The organism is Micromonospora sp. NPDC023814, from assembly GCF_040639595.1.
Classification (GTDB): domain Bacteria; phylum Actinomycetota; class Actinomycetes; order Mycobacteriales; family Micromonosporaceae; genus Micromonospora.
Genome location: NZ_JBFAAF010000032.1, coordinates 19,811 through 34,462, shown reverse-complemented (window position 1 = coordinate 34,462; position 14,652 = coordinate 19,811). Strand labels below are relative to the sequence as shown.

The 14,652-nt window shown below is 73.6% G+C and carries 16 protein-coding genes and 1 tRNA gene; 11 read left to right on the top strand and 6 right to left on the bottom strand.

Translation table 11 applies throughout. The features are described from left to right. Nucleotides 1–48: 48 nt before the first annotated feature. Complete coding sequence (locus AB0G14_RS18905; RefSeq protein ID WP_357698989.1) at nucleotides 49–1,257, bottom strand: alanine racemase; 1,209 nt, start codon at nucleotides 1,255–1,257, stop codon at nucleotides 49–51. A gap of 299 nt (nucleotides 1,258–1,556) precedes the next feature. Between AB0G14_RS18905 and tmk the strand changes: the two genes are divergently transcribed. From tmk to ricT, 6 genes are all read left to right on the top strand, one after another. Continuing rightward, the gene (tmk, locus tag AB0G14_RS18900; RefSeq protein ID WP_357699053.1) at nucleotides 1,557–3,656 is read left to right on the top strand and encodes a dTMP kinase; all 2,100 of its coding nucleotides are present in this window, start codon (nucleotides 1,557–1,559) and stop codon (nucleotides 3,654–3,656) included. Continuing rightward, complete coding sequence (locus tag AB0G14_RS18895; RefSeq protein WP_357698987.1) at nucleotides 3,656–4,945, top strand: DNA polymerase III subunit delta'; 1,290 nt, start codon at nucleotides 3,656–3,658, stop codon at nucleotides 4,943–4,945. The genes tmk and AB0G14_RS18895 overlap by 1 nt, the downstream gene beginning before the upstream one ends. Nucleotides 4,946–5,089: 144 nt before the next feature. Next, nucleotides 5,090–5,419 carry a YbaB/EbfC family nucleoid-associated protein gene (locus tag AB0G14_RS18890; protein WP_357698985.1) on the top strand — a complete coding sequence of 110 codons (330 nt, stop codon included), beginning with the start codon at nucleotides 5,090–5,092 and terminating at the stop codon, nucleotides 5,417–5,419. Between the two features lies 1 nt (nucleotide 5,420). Further along, on the top strand, nucleotides 5,421–5,726 hold the full coding sequence (locus AB0G14_RS18885) for a hypothetical protein (RefSeq protein ID WP_357698983.1): 306 nt from the start codon (nucleotides 5,421–5,423) through the stop codon (nucleotides 5,724–5,726). Continuing rightward, a complete protein-coding gene (locus AB0G14_RS18880) occupies nucleotides 5,726–6,403 on the top strand; it encodes a hypothetical protein (RefSeq protein WP_357698981.1) in 678 nt (225 codons plus the stop codon). The genes AB0G14_RS18885 and AB0G14_RS18880 overlap by 1 nt, the downstream gene beginning before the upstream one ends. Nucleotides 6,404–6,738: 335 nt before the next feature. Then, nucleotides 6,739–7,578: a regulatory iron-sulfur-containing complex subunit RicT gene (gene ricT, locus AB0G14_RS18875; protein ID WP_357698979.1), complete on the top strand. Its 840-nt coding sequence runs from the start codon at nucleotides 6,739–6,741 to the stop codon at nucleotides 7,576–7,578. Nucleotides 7,579–7,712: 134 nt separating this feature from the next. On the opposite strand, the gene AB0G14_RS18870 is transcribed toward ricT, so the two are convergent. Further along, nucleotides 7,713–9,470 carry a metallophosphoesterase gene (locus AB0G14_RS18870; protein ID WP_357698977.1) on the bottom strand — a complete coding sequence of 586 codons (1,758 nt, stop codon included), beginning with the start codon at nucleotides 9,468–9,470 and terminating at the stop codon, nucleotides 7,713–7,715. A 138-nt stretch (nucleotides 9,471–9,608) separates the two neighbouring features. On the opposite strand from AB0G14_RS18870, the gene AB0G14_RS18865 reads away from it, so the two are divergent. Next, nucleotides 9,609–9,682 (top strand) — tRNA-Thr (locus tag AB0G14_RS18865). Between the two features lie 17 nt (nucleotides 9,683–9,699). Here AB0G14_RS18865 and AB0G14_RS18860 read toward each other — a convergent pair. Together AB0G14_RS18860 and AB0G14_RS18855 are read right to left on the bottom strand one after the other, a co-directional pair. Further along, nucleotides 9,700–9,861, bottom strand: a complete 162-nt coding sequence (locus AB0G14_RS18860; RefSeq protein ID WP_357698975.1) for a hypothetical protein — start codon at nucleotides 9,859–9,861, stop codon at nucleotides 9,700–9,702. Nucleotides 9,862–9,943: 82 nt separating this feature from the next. Then, nucleotides 9,944–10,186, bottom strand: a complete 243-nt coding sequence (locus AB0G14_RS18855; protein ID WP_357698973.1) for a hypothetical protein — start codon at nucleotides 10,184–10,186, stop codon at nucleotides 9,944–9,946. Nucleotides 10,187–10,533: 347 nt separating this feature from the next. Here AB0G14_RS18855 and AB0G14_RS18850 point away from each other — a divergent pair, with 347 nt between their 5' ends. Next, nucleotides 10,534–10,794 carry a hypothetical protein gene (locus AB0G14_RS18850; RefSeq protein WP_357698971.1) on the top strand — a complete coding sequence of 87 codons (261 nt, stop codon included), beginning with the start codon at nucleotides 10,534–10,536 and terminating at the stop codon, nucleotides 10,792–10,794. Nucleotides 10,795–10,971: 177 nt separating this feature from the next. Here AB0G14_RS18850 and AB0G14_RS18845 read toward each other — a convergent pair whose 3' ends face one another. Then, complete coding sequence (locus tag AB0G14_RS18845) at nucleotides 10,972–11,970, bottom strand: hypothetical protein (RefSeq protein ID WP_357699051.1); 999 nt, start codon at nucleotides 11,968–11,970, stop codon at nucleotides 10,972–10,974. 136 nt (nucleotides 11,971–12,106) lie between these two features. Next, entirely contained in the window at nucleotides 12,107–12,742 is a 636-nt protein-coding gene (locus tag AB0G14_RS18840) for a flavin reductase family protein (protein ID WP_357698969.1), read from the bottom strand. A gap of 197 nt (nucleotides 12,743–12,939) precedes the next feature. Between AB0G14_RS18840 and AB0G14_RS18835 the strand changes: the two genes are divergently transcribed. The 3 genes from AB0G14_RS18835 (at nucleotide 12,940) to AB0G14_RS18825 (ending at nucleotide 14,427) form a co-directional block, all read left to right on the top strand. Next, entirely contained in the window at nucleotides 12,940–13,485 is a 546-nt protein-coding gene (locus AB0G14_RS18835; protein ID WP_357698967.1) for a DUF4240 domain-containing protein, read from the top strand. Between the two features lie 54 nt (nucleotides 13,486–13,539). Further along, the gene (locus tag AB0G14_RS18830; RefSeq protein WP_357698965.1) at nucleotides 13,540–13,956 is read left to right on the top strand and encodes an ester cyclase; all 417 of its coding nucleotides are present in this window, start codon (nucleotides 13,540–13,542) and stop codon (nucleotides 13,954–13,956) included. A gap of 66 nt (nucleotides 13,957–14,022) precedes the next feature. Next, nucleotides 14,023–14,427, top strand: coding sequence for a VOC family protein (locus tag AB0G14_RS18825; RefSeq protein WP_357698963.1), 405 nt, complete (start codon nucleotides 14,023–14,025; stop codon nucleotides 14,425–14,427). Nucleotides 14,428–14,652: the final 225 nt, after the last annotated feature.

The window sequence follows — 14,652 nt, the reverse complement described above, 5'->3', positions numbered from 1 at the left end:
GCGGCGGAAAACGGCAGGACGGCCCGGGGTGCGCCGGGTCGGTGAGTCTCAGAGGAAGGCGTGGCCCTCGCCCCGGTAGGTGGGCACGGTGGCCACGACCGCATCCCCCTCGACCAGGTGCAGCTCGTTGACGTGCTCGCACAGCTCGCCGGCCTTCGCGTGCCGGAACCAGACCCGGTCGCCGACCCGCAGGGTGGCGGCCGCCGCGCCGGCCAGCGGAGTCTGCACCTCGCCGGCCCCCTCGGTGCCGACCAGCTTCAGCCCGCCGGGCAGCCACGGGCGGGGCAGCCGGCTGTCCTCCGCCGGGCCGGAGGCGACCCAGCCGCCGCCGAGCACGGTGGCCAGGCCGGGCGCCGGGCGGCGGACCACGGCGCAGGCGAAGAACGCCGCCGGGGTGGGGCGCCAGGCGCGGTAGGCGTCGAACAGCGTCGGCCCGTACAGTCCCGATCCCGCGGTGACCTCGGTGACCGCGGGATCGGCGCTGGTCGCGGCCACGCTGCCGGTGCCGCCGCCGTTGACGAACTCCAGGTCGGCGTGTTCGCGTACGGCGGCCACCGCCGCGGCCCGGCGGGCCAGCAACTCGCGGTACGACCCGCGCTGGGCCAGCCGGATCGCGGAGCCGAGCACCGCCCGCCCGGGCGGCGCGTCCCCGAGGCCGGCGATCTGCGCCTCGTACGACATCAGCCCGACGAGCCGGAAGCCGGCGCGGCCCGCGACGGTGGCGGCGAGCGCGCCGGCCGCCCGCGCGCTGTGCACCGGCGAGCGGCGCACCCCGATGTGCACCCGCCCGCCCAGCGGTCGCCAGGAGGCGTCCAAATCGAGGCAGACCCGCAGCTCGGGACGCCCGCCGGGAGCGCGCACGGCGTCGACGAGGTCGAGCTGGTCGGTGCCGTCGACCATCAGCGTGACGGCGGCGGCGAGCGCCGGGTCGGCGGCGAGTTCGGCGAGCGCCCCCCGGTCGGCGGTGGGGTACGCCACCAGCGCGTCGTCGGTCACACCGGCGCGGACCAGCCAGATCGCCTCGGGCAGGGTGAAGGCCATCACGCCGTGCCAGCCCGGCCGCCCCAGCGCCCGGCCGATCAGCTCCCGGGCGCGGACCGACTTGCTGGCGACGCGGACCGGCTTGCCACCGGCGCGGCCGGCCAGCGCGGCGGCGTTGTCGTCGAAGGTGGCGAGGTCGACCACGGCGTACGGCGGGTCGAGGTGCGCGGTCGCCCGGTCGAGCCGCTCACGGAGTCTGTCGCTTTCGGTGGCCACGTCTGCACGCTAACTGTCTGGGAGTGAATGCGAAATACCCTCGCGTCTGTCCGGGCTGACGGCGGTGGCCGCGGCGGCCTAGGCTCGGCGAGCAGGAGAATGTCGCGGCGGGGAAGGTCCCCCACCGGGTCTAGAGTGTTCCACCGGGACTGCCCAGCGATGGGCCGGCACGTGGAGGTACGGCCATCGAAAGCCAGTTCAACGGCGAGTCGCCCGGCGTGTCGTCGTCATCGAACAATCCCGGCGGCACCGCCGACCAGCCCAAGGCCGACCTGTCCGGCTACGCCGGCATCCGGTCGGTGCTGCGGATCACCCCGTTCCGCCGGCTCTGGATCGTGCTCGGGGCGGCCTCGTTCGGCGACTGGTTCGGCCTGCTCGCCACCTCCGTCTTCGCCGCCTCCCAGGTCGAGGGGAGCACCGCCAAGGGCGCCGCCTTCGGTGGCGTCATCGCCATCCGGCTGCTGCCGGCGCTGGTGCTCGGCCCGATCGCCGGCGTGCTGGCCGACCGGTTCGACCGGCGCTGGACGATGGTCATCTGCGACGTGCTGCGGTTCCTGCTCTTCGCCTCGATCCCGCTGGTCGCGTTGCTCGGCGCTCCCGGCGGCGTGGTGGTCGGCTGGGCGGCGACCGCCACCTTCCTGATCGAGTCGATCACGCTGCTGTGGATCCCGGCCAAGGAGGCCGCGGTCCCCAACCTGATCCCGCGCGCCCGGCTGGAGGCCGCCAACCAGCTCACGCTCATCACCACGTACGGCCTCACGCCGGTCCTCGCCGCACTGATCCTCGCCGCGCTCGACGGCATCGTACGGGCGGCCACCGGGGGCTCGACGCCGGACTGGGCCGAGCCGGCCGATCTGGCGCTCTGGTTCAACGCGTTCTCCCGGCTGGCCACCGCGCTGGTGGTGGCGTACGGCATCAAGGAGATCAGCCAGGGGCAGGCCGCGGAGCGGGGTGGCGGCGAGCAGAGCATGCTGCGCCAGTTCAAGGAGGGCTGGCGGTTCATCGGGCAGACCCCCCTGGTACGCGGCCTGGTGCTCGGCATCTTCGGCGCCTTCGCCGGCGGCGGCATCGTGATCGGCACGGCGAAGTTCTTCGCCACCTCGCTCGGCGCCGGCGACGCCGCCTTCTACCTGCTCTTCGGCGCCATCTTCGTCGGTCTCGCGCTCGGCATCGGGCTCGGCCCGATGATCGTCAAGGACATGTCCCGGCGGCGCTGGTTCGGCATGAGCATCGTGCTGGCCAGCGCCTCGGTGATGACCCTGGCCTTCGCCATCCACCTGTCCATGGCGATGGTGGGCGCGATCCTGGTCGGCGCGGGCGCCGGCATGGCCTTCCTCTCCGGCACCACCCTGCTCGGCGGGGAGATCGCCGACGAGGTGCGGGGCCGGGTCTTCGCGGTGGTGCAGATCGGCACCCGGCTGGTGCTGATCCTGGCGATCGGCCTGAGCAGCCTGCTCGCCGGCGTCGGCGGCTCGCGCCGGCTGGAGCTGGCCGACCTGGGCGTCTCGATCTCGTCCACCCGACTGCTGCTGCTCGCCGCCGGCACCGCCGGCATCTTCGCCGGGATCAGCGCGTTCGGGCAGATGGACGACAAGAAGGGCGTCCCCGTCCTGGCCGACCTCTGGGGCTCCATCCGGGGCCGCCCGCTGATGCCCGCCGAGCCGTTCGTCTCCGCCGGCCTCTTCGTGGTCTTCGAGGGCGGCGAGGGCGCCGGCAAGTCCACCCAGCTCGCCGCGCTCGCCGAGCGGCTGGGCGGGCAGGGGCGCGACGTGGTGGTCACCCGCGAGCCGGGCGCCACCGCCGTCGGCGAGCGGATCCGGTCGCTGCTGCTCGGCGCGCCCGGGTCCGACGTGCCGTCGCCGCGCGCCGAGGCGCTGCTCTACGCCGCCGACCGGGCGCACCACGTGGCCACCGTCGTCCGGCCGGCGCTCGTCCGCGGCGCGGTGGTGATCAGCGACCGGTACGTCGACTCGTCCCTGGCGTACCAGGGGGCGGGCCGGACGCTCCCCGTCGACGAGGTCTCCTGGCTGTCCTCCTGGGCCACCGGCGGGCTCAAGCCCGACCTGGTGGTGCTGCTCGACGTCGACCCGCGCACCGGCCTGTCCCGGGTGGCGTCCCGCGCCGAGGCGGCCGACCACGTGGAGGCCGAGTCGGTCGCCTTCCACGAGCGGGTCCGGTACGCCTTCCTCGACCTCGCCGCCGCCGACCCGAAGCGCTACCTGGTGCTCGACGCGTCCCGCCCGGTCGAGGAGATCGCCGAGCAGGTGGCCCGGCGGGTCGAGGAGATGCTGGGCACCCCGGGCGGCATCGTGCACCCGCGCCCCGCCCAGGGGCCGGACACCTCGGTGCAGCCGGAGTTATCCGAATCGGAGCTGGTGACGATGGAGCATCGGACCTGATGCCGGACGTCTTCGCCGACCTGGTCGGGCAGGACGAGGCGGTCGACACGCTGCGCCGCGCCGCCGCCTCGGCGGCGGCCGTGCTGCGCGCCGCCGCCGTCCCGCCCACGACCGACGCCGCCGGGGACGAGTTCGACGCGCTCGCCGAGGAGGCCGAGGGCGCGGGTGCCGGGGGCACGGGGGCGGGTGCCGTCGTCGATCCCGGGGCGGGGATGACGCACGCCTGGATCTTCACCGGGCCGCCCGGGTCGGGCCGGTCGGTGGCGGCCCGGGCCTTCGCCGCCGCCCTGCAGTGCGCGTACGGCACCGGCTGCGGCCAGTGCCCCGGCTGCCACACCACGATGGCCGGCACGCACGCCGACGTCCGGCTGGTGGTGCCGGAGGGGCTCTCCATCGGCGTCAACGAGATGCGGGCGCTGGTGCTGCGCGCCGCCAGCACCCCGTCGGGCGGGCGGTGGCAGGTGGTGGTCATCGAGGACGCGGACCGGCTCACGGAGGCCGCCGGCAACGCGCTGCTCAAGGCCATCGAGGAGCCGCCGCCGCGTACGGTCTTCCTGCTCTGTGCCCCGTCCACCCACCCGGACGACATCTCGGTGACCATCCGGTCGCGCTGTCGGGTCGTACCGCTGCGGCAGCCGGCGGCCGAGGCGGTGGCCGAGGTGCTGGCCCGCCGCGACGGCGTGGCGCCCGACGTGGCGCAGTGGGCGGCGGCGGCCGCGCAGGGGCACGTGGGCCGGGCCCGCCGCCTGGCCCGGGACCCGGAGGCGCGCACCCGCCGGGAGGCGGTGCTCGCGGTGCCGCGCCGGCTGACCGGCGTGGGGGCCGCGTTCGACGCGGCGTCGGCGCTCATCGAGGCGGCGGAGGCGGAGGCGGCGGCGTCGGTGGCGGAGACCGACGCGACCGAGCGGGCGGCGCTGGAGACGGCCCTCGGCGCCGGCGGCACCGGGCGGGGCGCGGCCGGCGCGATCCGGGGCGCCGCCGGCCAGCTCAAGGACCTGGAGAAGCGGCAGAAGTCGCGGGCCACCCGGGCGCAGCGGGACGCGCTCGACCGCGCCCTGGTCGACCTGGCCGGCTTCTACCGGGACGCGCTCACCATGGCGCTGCGCGCCCCCGTGGCGCCGGTGCACACCGACACCGCCGCGCTGGCCGGGGCGGGCGCGCAGAAGTGGGACGCCGAGGGGGCGCTGCGCCGCCTGGAGGCGGTGCTGGAGTGCCGGGCGGCGATCGAGGCGAACGTCAAGCCCCGGATCGCCGTCGAGGCGATGATGCTCGCGCTCTGGAAGGGCTGACCCGCCCGTTCCGTGCGGGCCGGATTCCGCCGGCCGCGTCGGTTGTCCACAGGCATCGACAGCCGCAATTGCTGTGCGGTACGGTCCGGTGTACCGTGACGGTGGCGGCACGCTCAGTGATGGCTGTCCGGGAGGAGTCCGCCGATGTCGCGGGGGGAGATCGACGAGGCCTGGATCGAGGAGGCGGTGCGGCGTTACCGCCGGACCGAGTCCCTCCAGGCCGAGTTCGAACGGGCGGTGGCGACCGTCGAGGTCACCGTCCGGTCGCCCGACGGGCTGGTCGAGGTGGTGGTCACCGCCGGCGGGCGGATCACCGACGTCCGGTTCCTCGGCCCGCTGCACACCCGCAGCCCCCGGGACGTCGCCGGCTCGGTGCAGGCCGCGGTCACCGCAGCGGCGGATGCCGCCCAGTGGGCCCGGGAGAAGCTGCACAACGAGACCTTCGCCGCCTACCGTCCGCTGGCGGGAGCCTGAGATGGACACCCTGCACGCCCTCGCCGCCCGGCTCGACCAGGCGAGCGAGACCATGACGGCCGTGTCCCGCACGGTCACCGCCGGCGACCCGCCGCAGGCCGCGTTCGGCGTCGACGCCCCCGGCCGGCCCGGCGAGATCGGGCGGGCCCTGCACCGGCAGTGGATCGCGGCCACCGGCGACCGGGCCCGGGAGGCGCACGCCGTGGCGCAGCGGTTGGCGGTCGCGGCGGCGGCGGTGCGGGCCGCCGCCGACCACTACGCCGACGCCGACCGCGCCGCCCGCCACCGGCTGACCGGGGAGGCGTGATGGACACGCTGGACCGGCTCGCCGAGCCCGGGCTCGACCTGCTGGGCCGGGTCGACACGCTGCTCGCCGCCGGGGCGCCCGAGGGCCACCGCGTCTGGCCGCTGCTGCGCCGCATGCAGGTGCTCCCCGGCGAGGCGGTCCGGAACTTCCTCGACCTGCACCCGGCGCCGCTGGCGGGCGCCGGCCACGCGGCGCGCCGGCTCGTCCGGGGCTACGACGCCGCCTCCGCCGCGCTGGCCGATCCGGTGCTCTGGTCCGGTCCGGCAGCGTCGGCCTACGGGCAGTCCCGGGCGGCCCTGCTGCGCCATCTCGACGAGGGGCCGGAGAGCCTGGTCGGGCGGCTGGAGTCGACCGCCGGTTACGCCGACGCGCTCGCCGACTGGGTGGAGGGCAGCCGGCTGGCGCTGGCCCGGGCGCTGGCCGACGTGCTGCGCTCCGCCGAAGCGGTGGCGGTGGTCGCGGCGACCTCGGTGCCGGGCGGCGGGCCGGGGCACCGGAGGCCGGGCGGGGCCGAGGCCGCCGAGATCGCCGCGCGGGTGTTGGTGGTGCTCTGCGTCGCGTACGACGGGGCGGAGACGCTGCTGCGCCAGTGGGGGCCGAGCCTGGCCGAGTCCCGCTGGTGGGAGCCGGTGGCCGACCGTCCCCGCTACGACGCCCCCACCCGGATCGGCTGGTAGTTCCGACCGCCCCGTCCGGGCGGCGCGCCCGGCGTTTCCGTGACGGACCCCGGCACGGCGCACGGCGTCGCGCCCAGGGCCCGGTACGGCCGGGCTCCGGCGGCGACGCCGTGGCCTTTCCCCCTGCACCCCCCGCAGGTCTGCCTCCACTCAACGCCTCCGGTGCTCGTTTGTCCCGTGCGGGGCAGCGGAATCAACCGTCCGGGCGAGGGGGGACGGCACGACGAGGTGGCCTGCGGATCGGTCGGTTCGACCACTGTGGATGACTGCACGGCGTAGTCGGGCGGCTGCGGCCGGCCCGGCCGCAGCCGCCCGGCCGTCGTAGGGTGAGAGGCATGGGCATGCTCTGCGCGGTCAGCTTCCAGCGGTACGGGCGCCTCTACTACCTCGACCCGGGCGAGCTGCGCCCGCAGGTCGGCGACAAGGTGCTGGTGCCGACCGACGACGGGCCCGAGGTGGCCGAGTGCGTCTGGGCCGCACAGTGGGTCTCCGAGGACACGGCGGGCTTCCCCCGGCTGGCCGGGCTGGCGCAGGACGAGGACCTGCGCCGCGACGAGGCGGTGCGCCGGCGCAAGGCCGAGGCGAAGGTCGCGGCGAAGCGGCTGATCCGGGAGCACGGCCTGCCGATGAAGGTGGTGGCGGTCGACCACGTGTTCGGCTCCGGCGAGGGGAGCGGCGAGCGGAGCACCATCTACTTCACCGCCCCGCACCGCGTGGACTTCCGCTCGCTGGTCCGTGACCTGGGGGCCACCCTGCACTGCCGGGTCGAGCTGCGCCAGCTCTCCGCCCGGGACTCGGCGCGGGTGCAGGGCGGCATCGGCTCCTGCGGCCGCGACCTCTGCTGCGCCACCTTCCTCACCGACTTCGAGCCGGTGACCATCCGGATGGCCAAGGACCAGGACCTGCCGCTCAACCCGCTGCGCATCTCCGGCGCGTGCGGCCGGCTGATGTGCTGCCTCAAGTACGAGCATCCTCTCTACCAGCGGTTCCAGGATTCCGCCCCGGCGATCGGCGCGCGGGTGTCGACGCCGGAGGGCGACGGCCGCGTGGTCGGCCACAGCGTCCCGAGAGACGCGGTGACCGTCCGCTTGGACGGCGACGGCTCCCGCTGCTCCTGCTCCCGCGCCTCGGTCTGCGGCCCCCGCCAGGCCCACGACCAGCACTACAACCCCTGACCCACCCCCATCCCCCTCCCCCCGGCTCGCTCGGTTGATCATGACGTTGTTGCCACCCGCATCGGGGCGTGTCGCAGCAACAACTTCATGATCAACGAGGCCGTCGGAAGGCGCGGGTCGCCCGGGTGGGGTGGTCAGGTGAGGGTGGTGGGGGGTTCGGCCAGGCGGGGGCGGAGGGGGTGCTTCGGCGCCAGCCAGGAGGACTCGGGGGACTGGTCGGGGTTGACCTGCCAGTGGCGGGCGACGCGGTCGACCGCGATCGGGTAGATCGTCAGCGTGCCGTCGGGGTCGATGCGCAGCCGCAGGAACGCCTTCGCGTCCTCGATGCCCTGGCCGGCGAAGAGTTCGTTGACGTTCACCCCGAACGCGCCCGCCACCAGCAGGTACGCGGCCACGAGCTGGCTCGCCACCAGCCCGCTCACCGGGCCGTAGACCACCGCCGCGGCGACGGCCGGCAGCGGCCACGGCCAGTCGTAGAGAGGCAGGGCCAGCCAGGCCCAGGTGCCGGCGGCGGCCAGCCCGACGTGGGCCAGGCCGTGACCCACGCCGAGGATCCAGTGCCGCGCGTGCCGCTTCCCGCCGGAGCTGGGCGGCTTGGCGAAGAAGGCCGCGGCGAGGACCGTGACGACCAGCATCGCCACCAGCGGCACGCTGAACAGTCGCTGCTCGGTGCCGGTCCGGTTGCTCACGACACCGGCCATCGCCAGCATCAGCAGCGTGTGCAGGGTGCCGAGCAGGGTGGTGAAGCCCGGGTTGCGCAGCGGCAGCCGGGGAAAGATCCCCCAGCCGTACCGCCGGGAGCGGGCGGCGTCCGGAAAACGGCCGGCCAGGTCGTACGGGCGGGAGGTGCTGGCCCGCCGGGCGAGGGTGTCGCGCGGGGGCACCTCGATCCGCTCCGGGAGCTTGTGCGTCGGGTAGAGGTACGCGCCCCCACCGCCGCAGGTGATCAACTGCCGGTCCGGGCCGGCGTACCGGGCGTAGTGGTGCAGGTCGCCGGAGATCAGCAGCCGCACCTGCGCCCCGGTGGGCGCGATGATCGTGCGGATGAAGTAGTCGATGGAGTCGTACGCCGTGGGGTGGTCGACGGCCTTGACCCACGTCGGCGCGGGCACGGTCAGGATCACCCGGCTCTGCGGGCCCAGCCGCTCGGCGACCTTGTCGAAGTAGGTGAGCTGCGGGTCGTCCAGGTACGAGCCGGACTGGTCGTCGAGGCCGAGCAGCCACCAGTCGGCGGGCAGCTCGACGGCGAAGTACGAGCGGGACTGGCCGGTGTCCCAGCCGCCGAAGTGCCGGTCCCGGGACCGGACGAACAGCCGCAGGAAGGCGGTCAGGCCGTCGTACCAGTCGTGGTTGCCGGGGACCGCGAAGAGCGTCGGCCGCTCGGGCGGGCTGACGGGCAGGGCGGCCTGGTAGGGCCCCTTGCACCGGTCCTCGTACGCCTCGTACGCCGCCGACGGGTAGACCTGGTCGCCGCCCATCACCAGGGTCTGCGCCCGGGGCAGCCGGTGCCCGTCCACCTCCAGCTCGCGCTGGGCGATCAGGTAGGCCACCGAGTAGGTGGCGTTGAAGCCGTCGCCCAGGTCGGCCACGTAGTCCAGCCAGAGCCCGCCGTCCGGCCCGACCTGGCGGAAGATCCCGTCACCGAACGCGTTCTGCAGCTCCCGCTTGTCCAGGTACGCCCCGAAGAGCATCGCCAGCAGCGTACGGATTCCGGTGCTGATCAGCAGGAAGGGCGCGAGCCACGGCACGGGCCTGCGCGGGGTGAAGCCCAGCTCGCGCGGATCGGTGCTGCGCGGCCGGCGCGCCGCCCGCCCGCCGGCCGCCTCGCTCGCGTGCGGGCTCGCCGCCGCGCCGTCCTGCGGGTCGTCGTCGGGGGCGCGATCGTCCGTCACCCGCCGCAGCGTAGTCCGGACCCGCCGCCATCGCTGTCCGGGGAACGACGGTTCGGCCCCGGATGCCCGGGTCGGTGGGGCGGGTGGGGGATCCCGCTCGGCCGGGCGGCCGGTCGTGCCGTACACTTGACGATCGTTGCCGCCTTAGCTCAGTCGGCTAGAGCGACGCACTCGTAATGCGTAGGTCGACGGTTCGATTCCGTCAGGCGGCTCGGTACAGAAGCCCAGGTCAGAGACCTGGGCTTCGCCGTTTCCCAAGGTCGACGACACCGCCGCCGGCTCTGCCGGTCCGCAAATGGTCCGCATCCCGCGCCGCGACCGCCTCGTCCAGCCGGTTGGCGACCGCGTCCAGGTCGTCACCGAACAGCCCCGCGTGCACGTCGAGCGTCATCGACGCGGCGGTGGCCCGCAGGCGGGCCGCGCCGGCCCGGCCCCGGCCTGCTGGCGACCTCCGGTCGGCAATGCTGGGCAGGTCACGATGTGCGCTGAAGCATTCGGCGGGCGACTCGGACAGCGAGCCAGATGCCGCCGCCCAAGAGGCTCAGACCGAACAAGGCCACGAAAATCTCGTAGATCCGCGAAGCGTCGCCGGCAGGCGGCCCATCCGGCGACATCGGGTCCCAGGCGTTCCACGCGCCGCCGACAAACAGCATGCCGACGAGTGCCAAGGTGAGCGCCACGAGCAACGACCCTGCCCGCCCAATCCACATCAACATCGCGACAGTGTTGCAGCCAAAGCTGCCTCCGGCGGGGGCCAGACGACTCGTAGATCGGAGGCGGCAACCGGGCCGATCAGTCAGCCACCACCGTCTGCTTGGTCAGGCCGATCACGGAGCGTCACGAGTAGCGTGATGACTGAACGACACCGACCGATGCCCCGAAATTGTGTACGGGGCGGGTAGTCGTAAGGAAGGTGAGTTGGATCATGAAAAGACGAGTGTCGGCGCTGTTGGCAGGTGTCGTATGCCTCGTTGCGGTCCTGGTTTTCCCCACTCCTGCCTCAGCCGCTGTCTCCCAAATCGAGCTTGCCCCGACAGCACAGGTCAGCTCCCAAGGGGTCTTCGTGACCGTCTCGGTCACGTATCAGTGCACCCCCTCCGAACCCGCCAACATCGAGGTCTACGTCGCACAGGCCAGAGGGAATCAACTCGTGGAGGGCTTCGGCTTCCTCTTCGGCACCTGCAGTTCTTCCACGCAGACATCCCAGATTCTCGTGCAGTCGCGGAGCGGTATGCCGTACCACCCGGGCATGGCCGTGGCCACAGCTTCGGATCTCGACGGCGGTGCTTTCACCGGTCCGGTGGAAATTCGCCTCGTCCGTTGATCGCCGGATCCCAAAATCCCCACGCTTGAATTTCAGTCGGCGGCGGCCTCCCGACCAGAACTGGGAGGCCGCACGCTGTGTGTCCAGGCGCGGTGGGGGGCAACGACCGGCTTCGCCGTTTTCAGGCCGCCGCCGATCAGGTGGCGGAGCGACCAGCCAAAGCCGGTCAGCCGCACCTCACCTGCCCGACGTCGGTGCCTGCCGGCAGAGCCGGCGGTGCTCGGCGGTCACCACCGCGAGCAGGAAGAGGTCCACGCTGAGCGCGGAGAGCGCCCCGAACTGATCGACGGTGAAGCTGAAGATCTGCCCGAACAGCAGGTCCACGAGGAGCGCGAGTTTGAATAGTCGGAAGGCTCGCACCCGGTCGCGTGGAAGCAGCAATGCCCCGCGGATGCCGAGCACCGCGGTGATCAGCGCGGAGATCGAGACCCCGACCACCGCCCGCCACTCCCGCTGGTCGGGCAACAGGCCGGTGACCGCGTCCCGCACGACCGTGAGCACGACGACGAACGGCTCGCCCACCAGGTAGAGCACCACCAGCGACACCACCCAACGGTGGGTGGTCACCCAGATCACCGCCCGGCGGGCCCGGCTGAGCCAGGGCTGCCAGAACCGGGGGCCGGGTGGCTCACGCCGGGGAACGGCGTCCAGCAGCTTCGCCACCGCCTCCTCGACGTCCGGCCCGCAGCCGTCGACCTGACGCATGACCGCTGTGCGACGCCGATCGGTGAGCCCCGTGCGGAGCCCGCCGACCACCGTGTAGAGCGCGTTGGCCGTCCGCTCCGGGCCGGTGAGCCGGGTCCGGCCTCGGATCGCCTGGGTGATCACGACCAGCAGGGCGAAGGCGCCGTAGATGATGCCGGCGGCCGGGGCGTAGAAGTAGTCGGTTCCGGCCGTGACGAACTTGCCCACCTCGTCGATGAAGAGCCCGAACCCTGTCCCGCCGAGGATCGCGCCCAGGATGCGCGGGGCGCTGCCGAGGAAGACCAGCGCGACACCCAGGCCGGCGGTCATCAGCAGTCCACCCCAGAGCACGTGCGCGATGTGGAACCCGCCGCCGCCGAGCCGCGGGTAGCCGGCCGCCTGGAGGAAGGCCCGCGTGACCAGCACCGTCACCACCCCGGAGAGCACGAACGCCTGCAGGTACGACGGTGCCTCCAGTACCCGCGGCGGCATCGACCATCGGGACGGACGGGCGGGCATGGTCCCGACGCTAGTGGCGGCGGCCGTCACCCCGGGGCGGTTCCGCGCGAATGAGAGGCGGCCCCGGCCACGAGCGCGGGGGCAGAAGGGCCGTCAACGCCGTCGGCGGTCACACCGTGGGCGTCTCGGAGCGGAAGCTGTGACCGAGTTGGTCGCCGAGGCCGAAGTAGTGGCGGAAGTTGTAGATCAGCGGGTTCCAGGACTTCGGGTCGACGTGGTTGGTTCCCGGCACGACGATGCTTGCGTCGGCGTGCACGGCCAGGACGTGGGCCTCGACGATCAGGAAGTCGCCGCCTGCGTCGGCGCGGACGTGCGCGGCGCGGGCCTCCAGTTGCAGCGGGCAGTCGGCCACCCGGGGTGGCCGCACGTGTTGCGATGGCTGCGGGTGCAGCCCGGCGGCCTCGAACTTCGCCGGTTCGTGGCGGAAGCGGTCACGCTTCTGGACCGGTACCGGGTGCCGGCCGGTCAGCGGGGCGAGGCGTTCGACGGCTTCCCACTGGTGCGCGGCGGGAAAATTGATCACCATTTCGGGGCGCGAGGCGAGGTTGTCGGCGCTCTGGCCGTCGCGGCCGAGTCCGAGCACCACGACGTGGCCGAGAGCCCACGCCGAGGAGATGGGTGCGAGGTTCGCGCTGGCGTCGTCGTTCTCGGTGCTCAGCAGCACCACCGGGGTCCCGAAGTACAGGACCTTCGGGCTGATCGTCAGATGCTCGGTGGCGGCGGAAGAGCTGGTCGTCGTCGTCATGGTCGCCGACGGTACGGGCGGGACGCTTCGGTACCCGCCGAAGCGATCGCGCAGGCCGGTCGAGGTGAGACGACCGCAGGCGGACCAGGTCACGGAAGCACCGGTGGGAACGGGCGGCACGGGCAACCAGGGAGGCAGGTCGGCGGTGTCGCCTCGGCGGGGCGAGGTTTGTCGGTCGCGGTCGCTACGCTCCCGCCGTGACTGATCCTGCCAGTGGTGTCGCCAAGCTGCCGAGCGCCGACGACGAGGCCCGGTTCTGGGCTCTCGTCGAGTCCGCCTGGGAGCGGCTGGGCGCCGAGCCCGCCGCGCTCCGCCGGGCGCTCCTGACGCGCGACCCGGAAGCCGACGTCGATGACGACGCCCTCTACGCCATCGACGTGTGGCTCAACCCGTTCCTCGACAACCTCCGCCAGCTCTCGGCGGATCTGTCGAGCCAGGAGCTGACCGATCTGGACCAGGTGGTCGAGCGCAAGCTGCACGACATCGACCGGGCGGACGTCCACGAGGTGACCGACGGGTCCGACGACGGCTTCCTCTACGCCCGGGGTCACATCGTCGCGCTCGGGCGCGAGTTCTACGAGGCGGTGAACGCCGACCCCGCCGTGGCCGTGCCGGACGGCACGTGCGAGAGCATGTGCTACTTCTTCGCCCACCTGCACAACAAGCGGTTCGGCGGGTGGCCGGACACCGGCTCCGGCATCTCGCGGGAGTCTTGCACGAACGCGGCGGGCTGGAGCGAGTGACCGAGGGGGCCGGTCCGCGCCGCCAGTCCGGTGACCTGCGGGAATACTGTCGTGATGCACAGTGATCCGGTGAGCGTGGTCCGGTCGTTCCTCGAGGTGGTCCGGTCCGGCGTCGACCCTGCCCAGGCCGGGCGCTTCATGGCCCCGACTGTGACGGCCCGCCAGGTGCAGGCCGAGGCCCCGACCGTGGTCGAGCGCAGTCCCCAGCAGTACGCGGAGCACGTGACGGAGATGCTCGACGCGTACGGCCGCTACACCCTCATCGTCGACGAGCTCTTCGGCTCCGGCGATAAGGTCTATGCACGCTGGACGCAGCGGGGGCACCACGTCGGGGAGGTCGACGGTCTCGCGCCCACCGGGGCGCCGGTGACCCAGTTGACCAGCGCGGTCTACCGGGTGGTCGACGGGCTGATCGTGGAGTACTGGATCCAGATCGACCGGTACGGCCTCCGGGCGCAACTGGAGCGATGAGTTTCCGCGCCCGTCGGCGTCCACCCTGACGACTCACGTCGTCCGTCAACCTCTGGAGGCAGCCTCATGCAGTACGCACCGGTCGTCGTCAGCCTGCCGATCGCCGACCGCCCGACCTCGTACCGCTTCTATTCGGAAGGGCTCGGCCTGGACGCCGTCGGGGAACCGGCGGAGGACGGTATCCCCGAGCCGTTGCAGTTCGCGCTCAACGACGGCCTCCGGGTGATGCTGGTGCCGGCTGGCGGCTTCGGCTGGGTCATCGGCCGTCACGAGGTCGCCCGGCGCGGGCAGAGCGAGTGCGTCCTCAGCCTGTCGGCGGCGACGTCGGCCGAGGCGGACCAGCTCGTCGAGCGGGCCCGGGCCGCCGGCGCGGAGGTGGTCGTCGAGCCGGGCCAGCAGCCGTGGGGCTACTCGGGCGCCTTCGCCGATCCGGACGGCCACCTGTGGATGGTGTCCGCGGAGACGGCCTGACGCCGCCCGCGAAAGGGGCAGCGCGCCACGCGGCCGTCCCAGCATCCCCGCCGGGCCGGCGCGGACAGGGCGGCGGGCGGCCGGGCCGCGGGGGTCGGGATGGGCACGAGCGACGGCCCAGGTCACGGGGACCCGGGCCGGTCGCTGGCGCTCCTGGGCGTACGGGAAAGGCTCAGAGCGTGCGGTGCGGGTAGCCGGCGGTCCCGGTCTCCGGCACCACCTCGA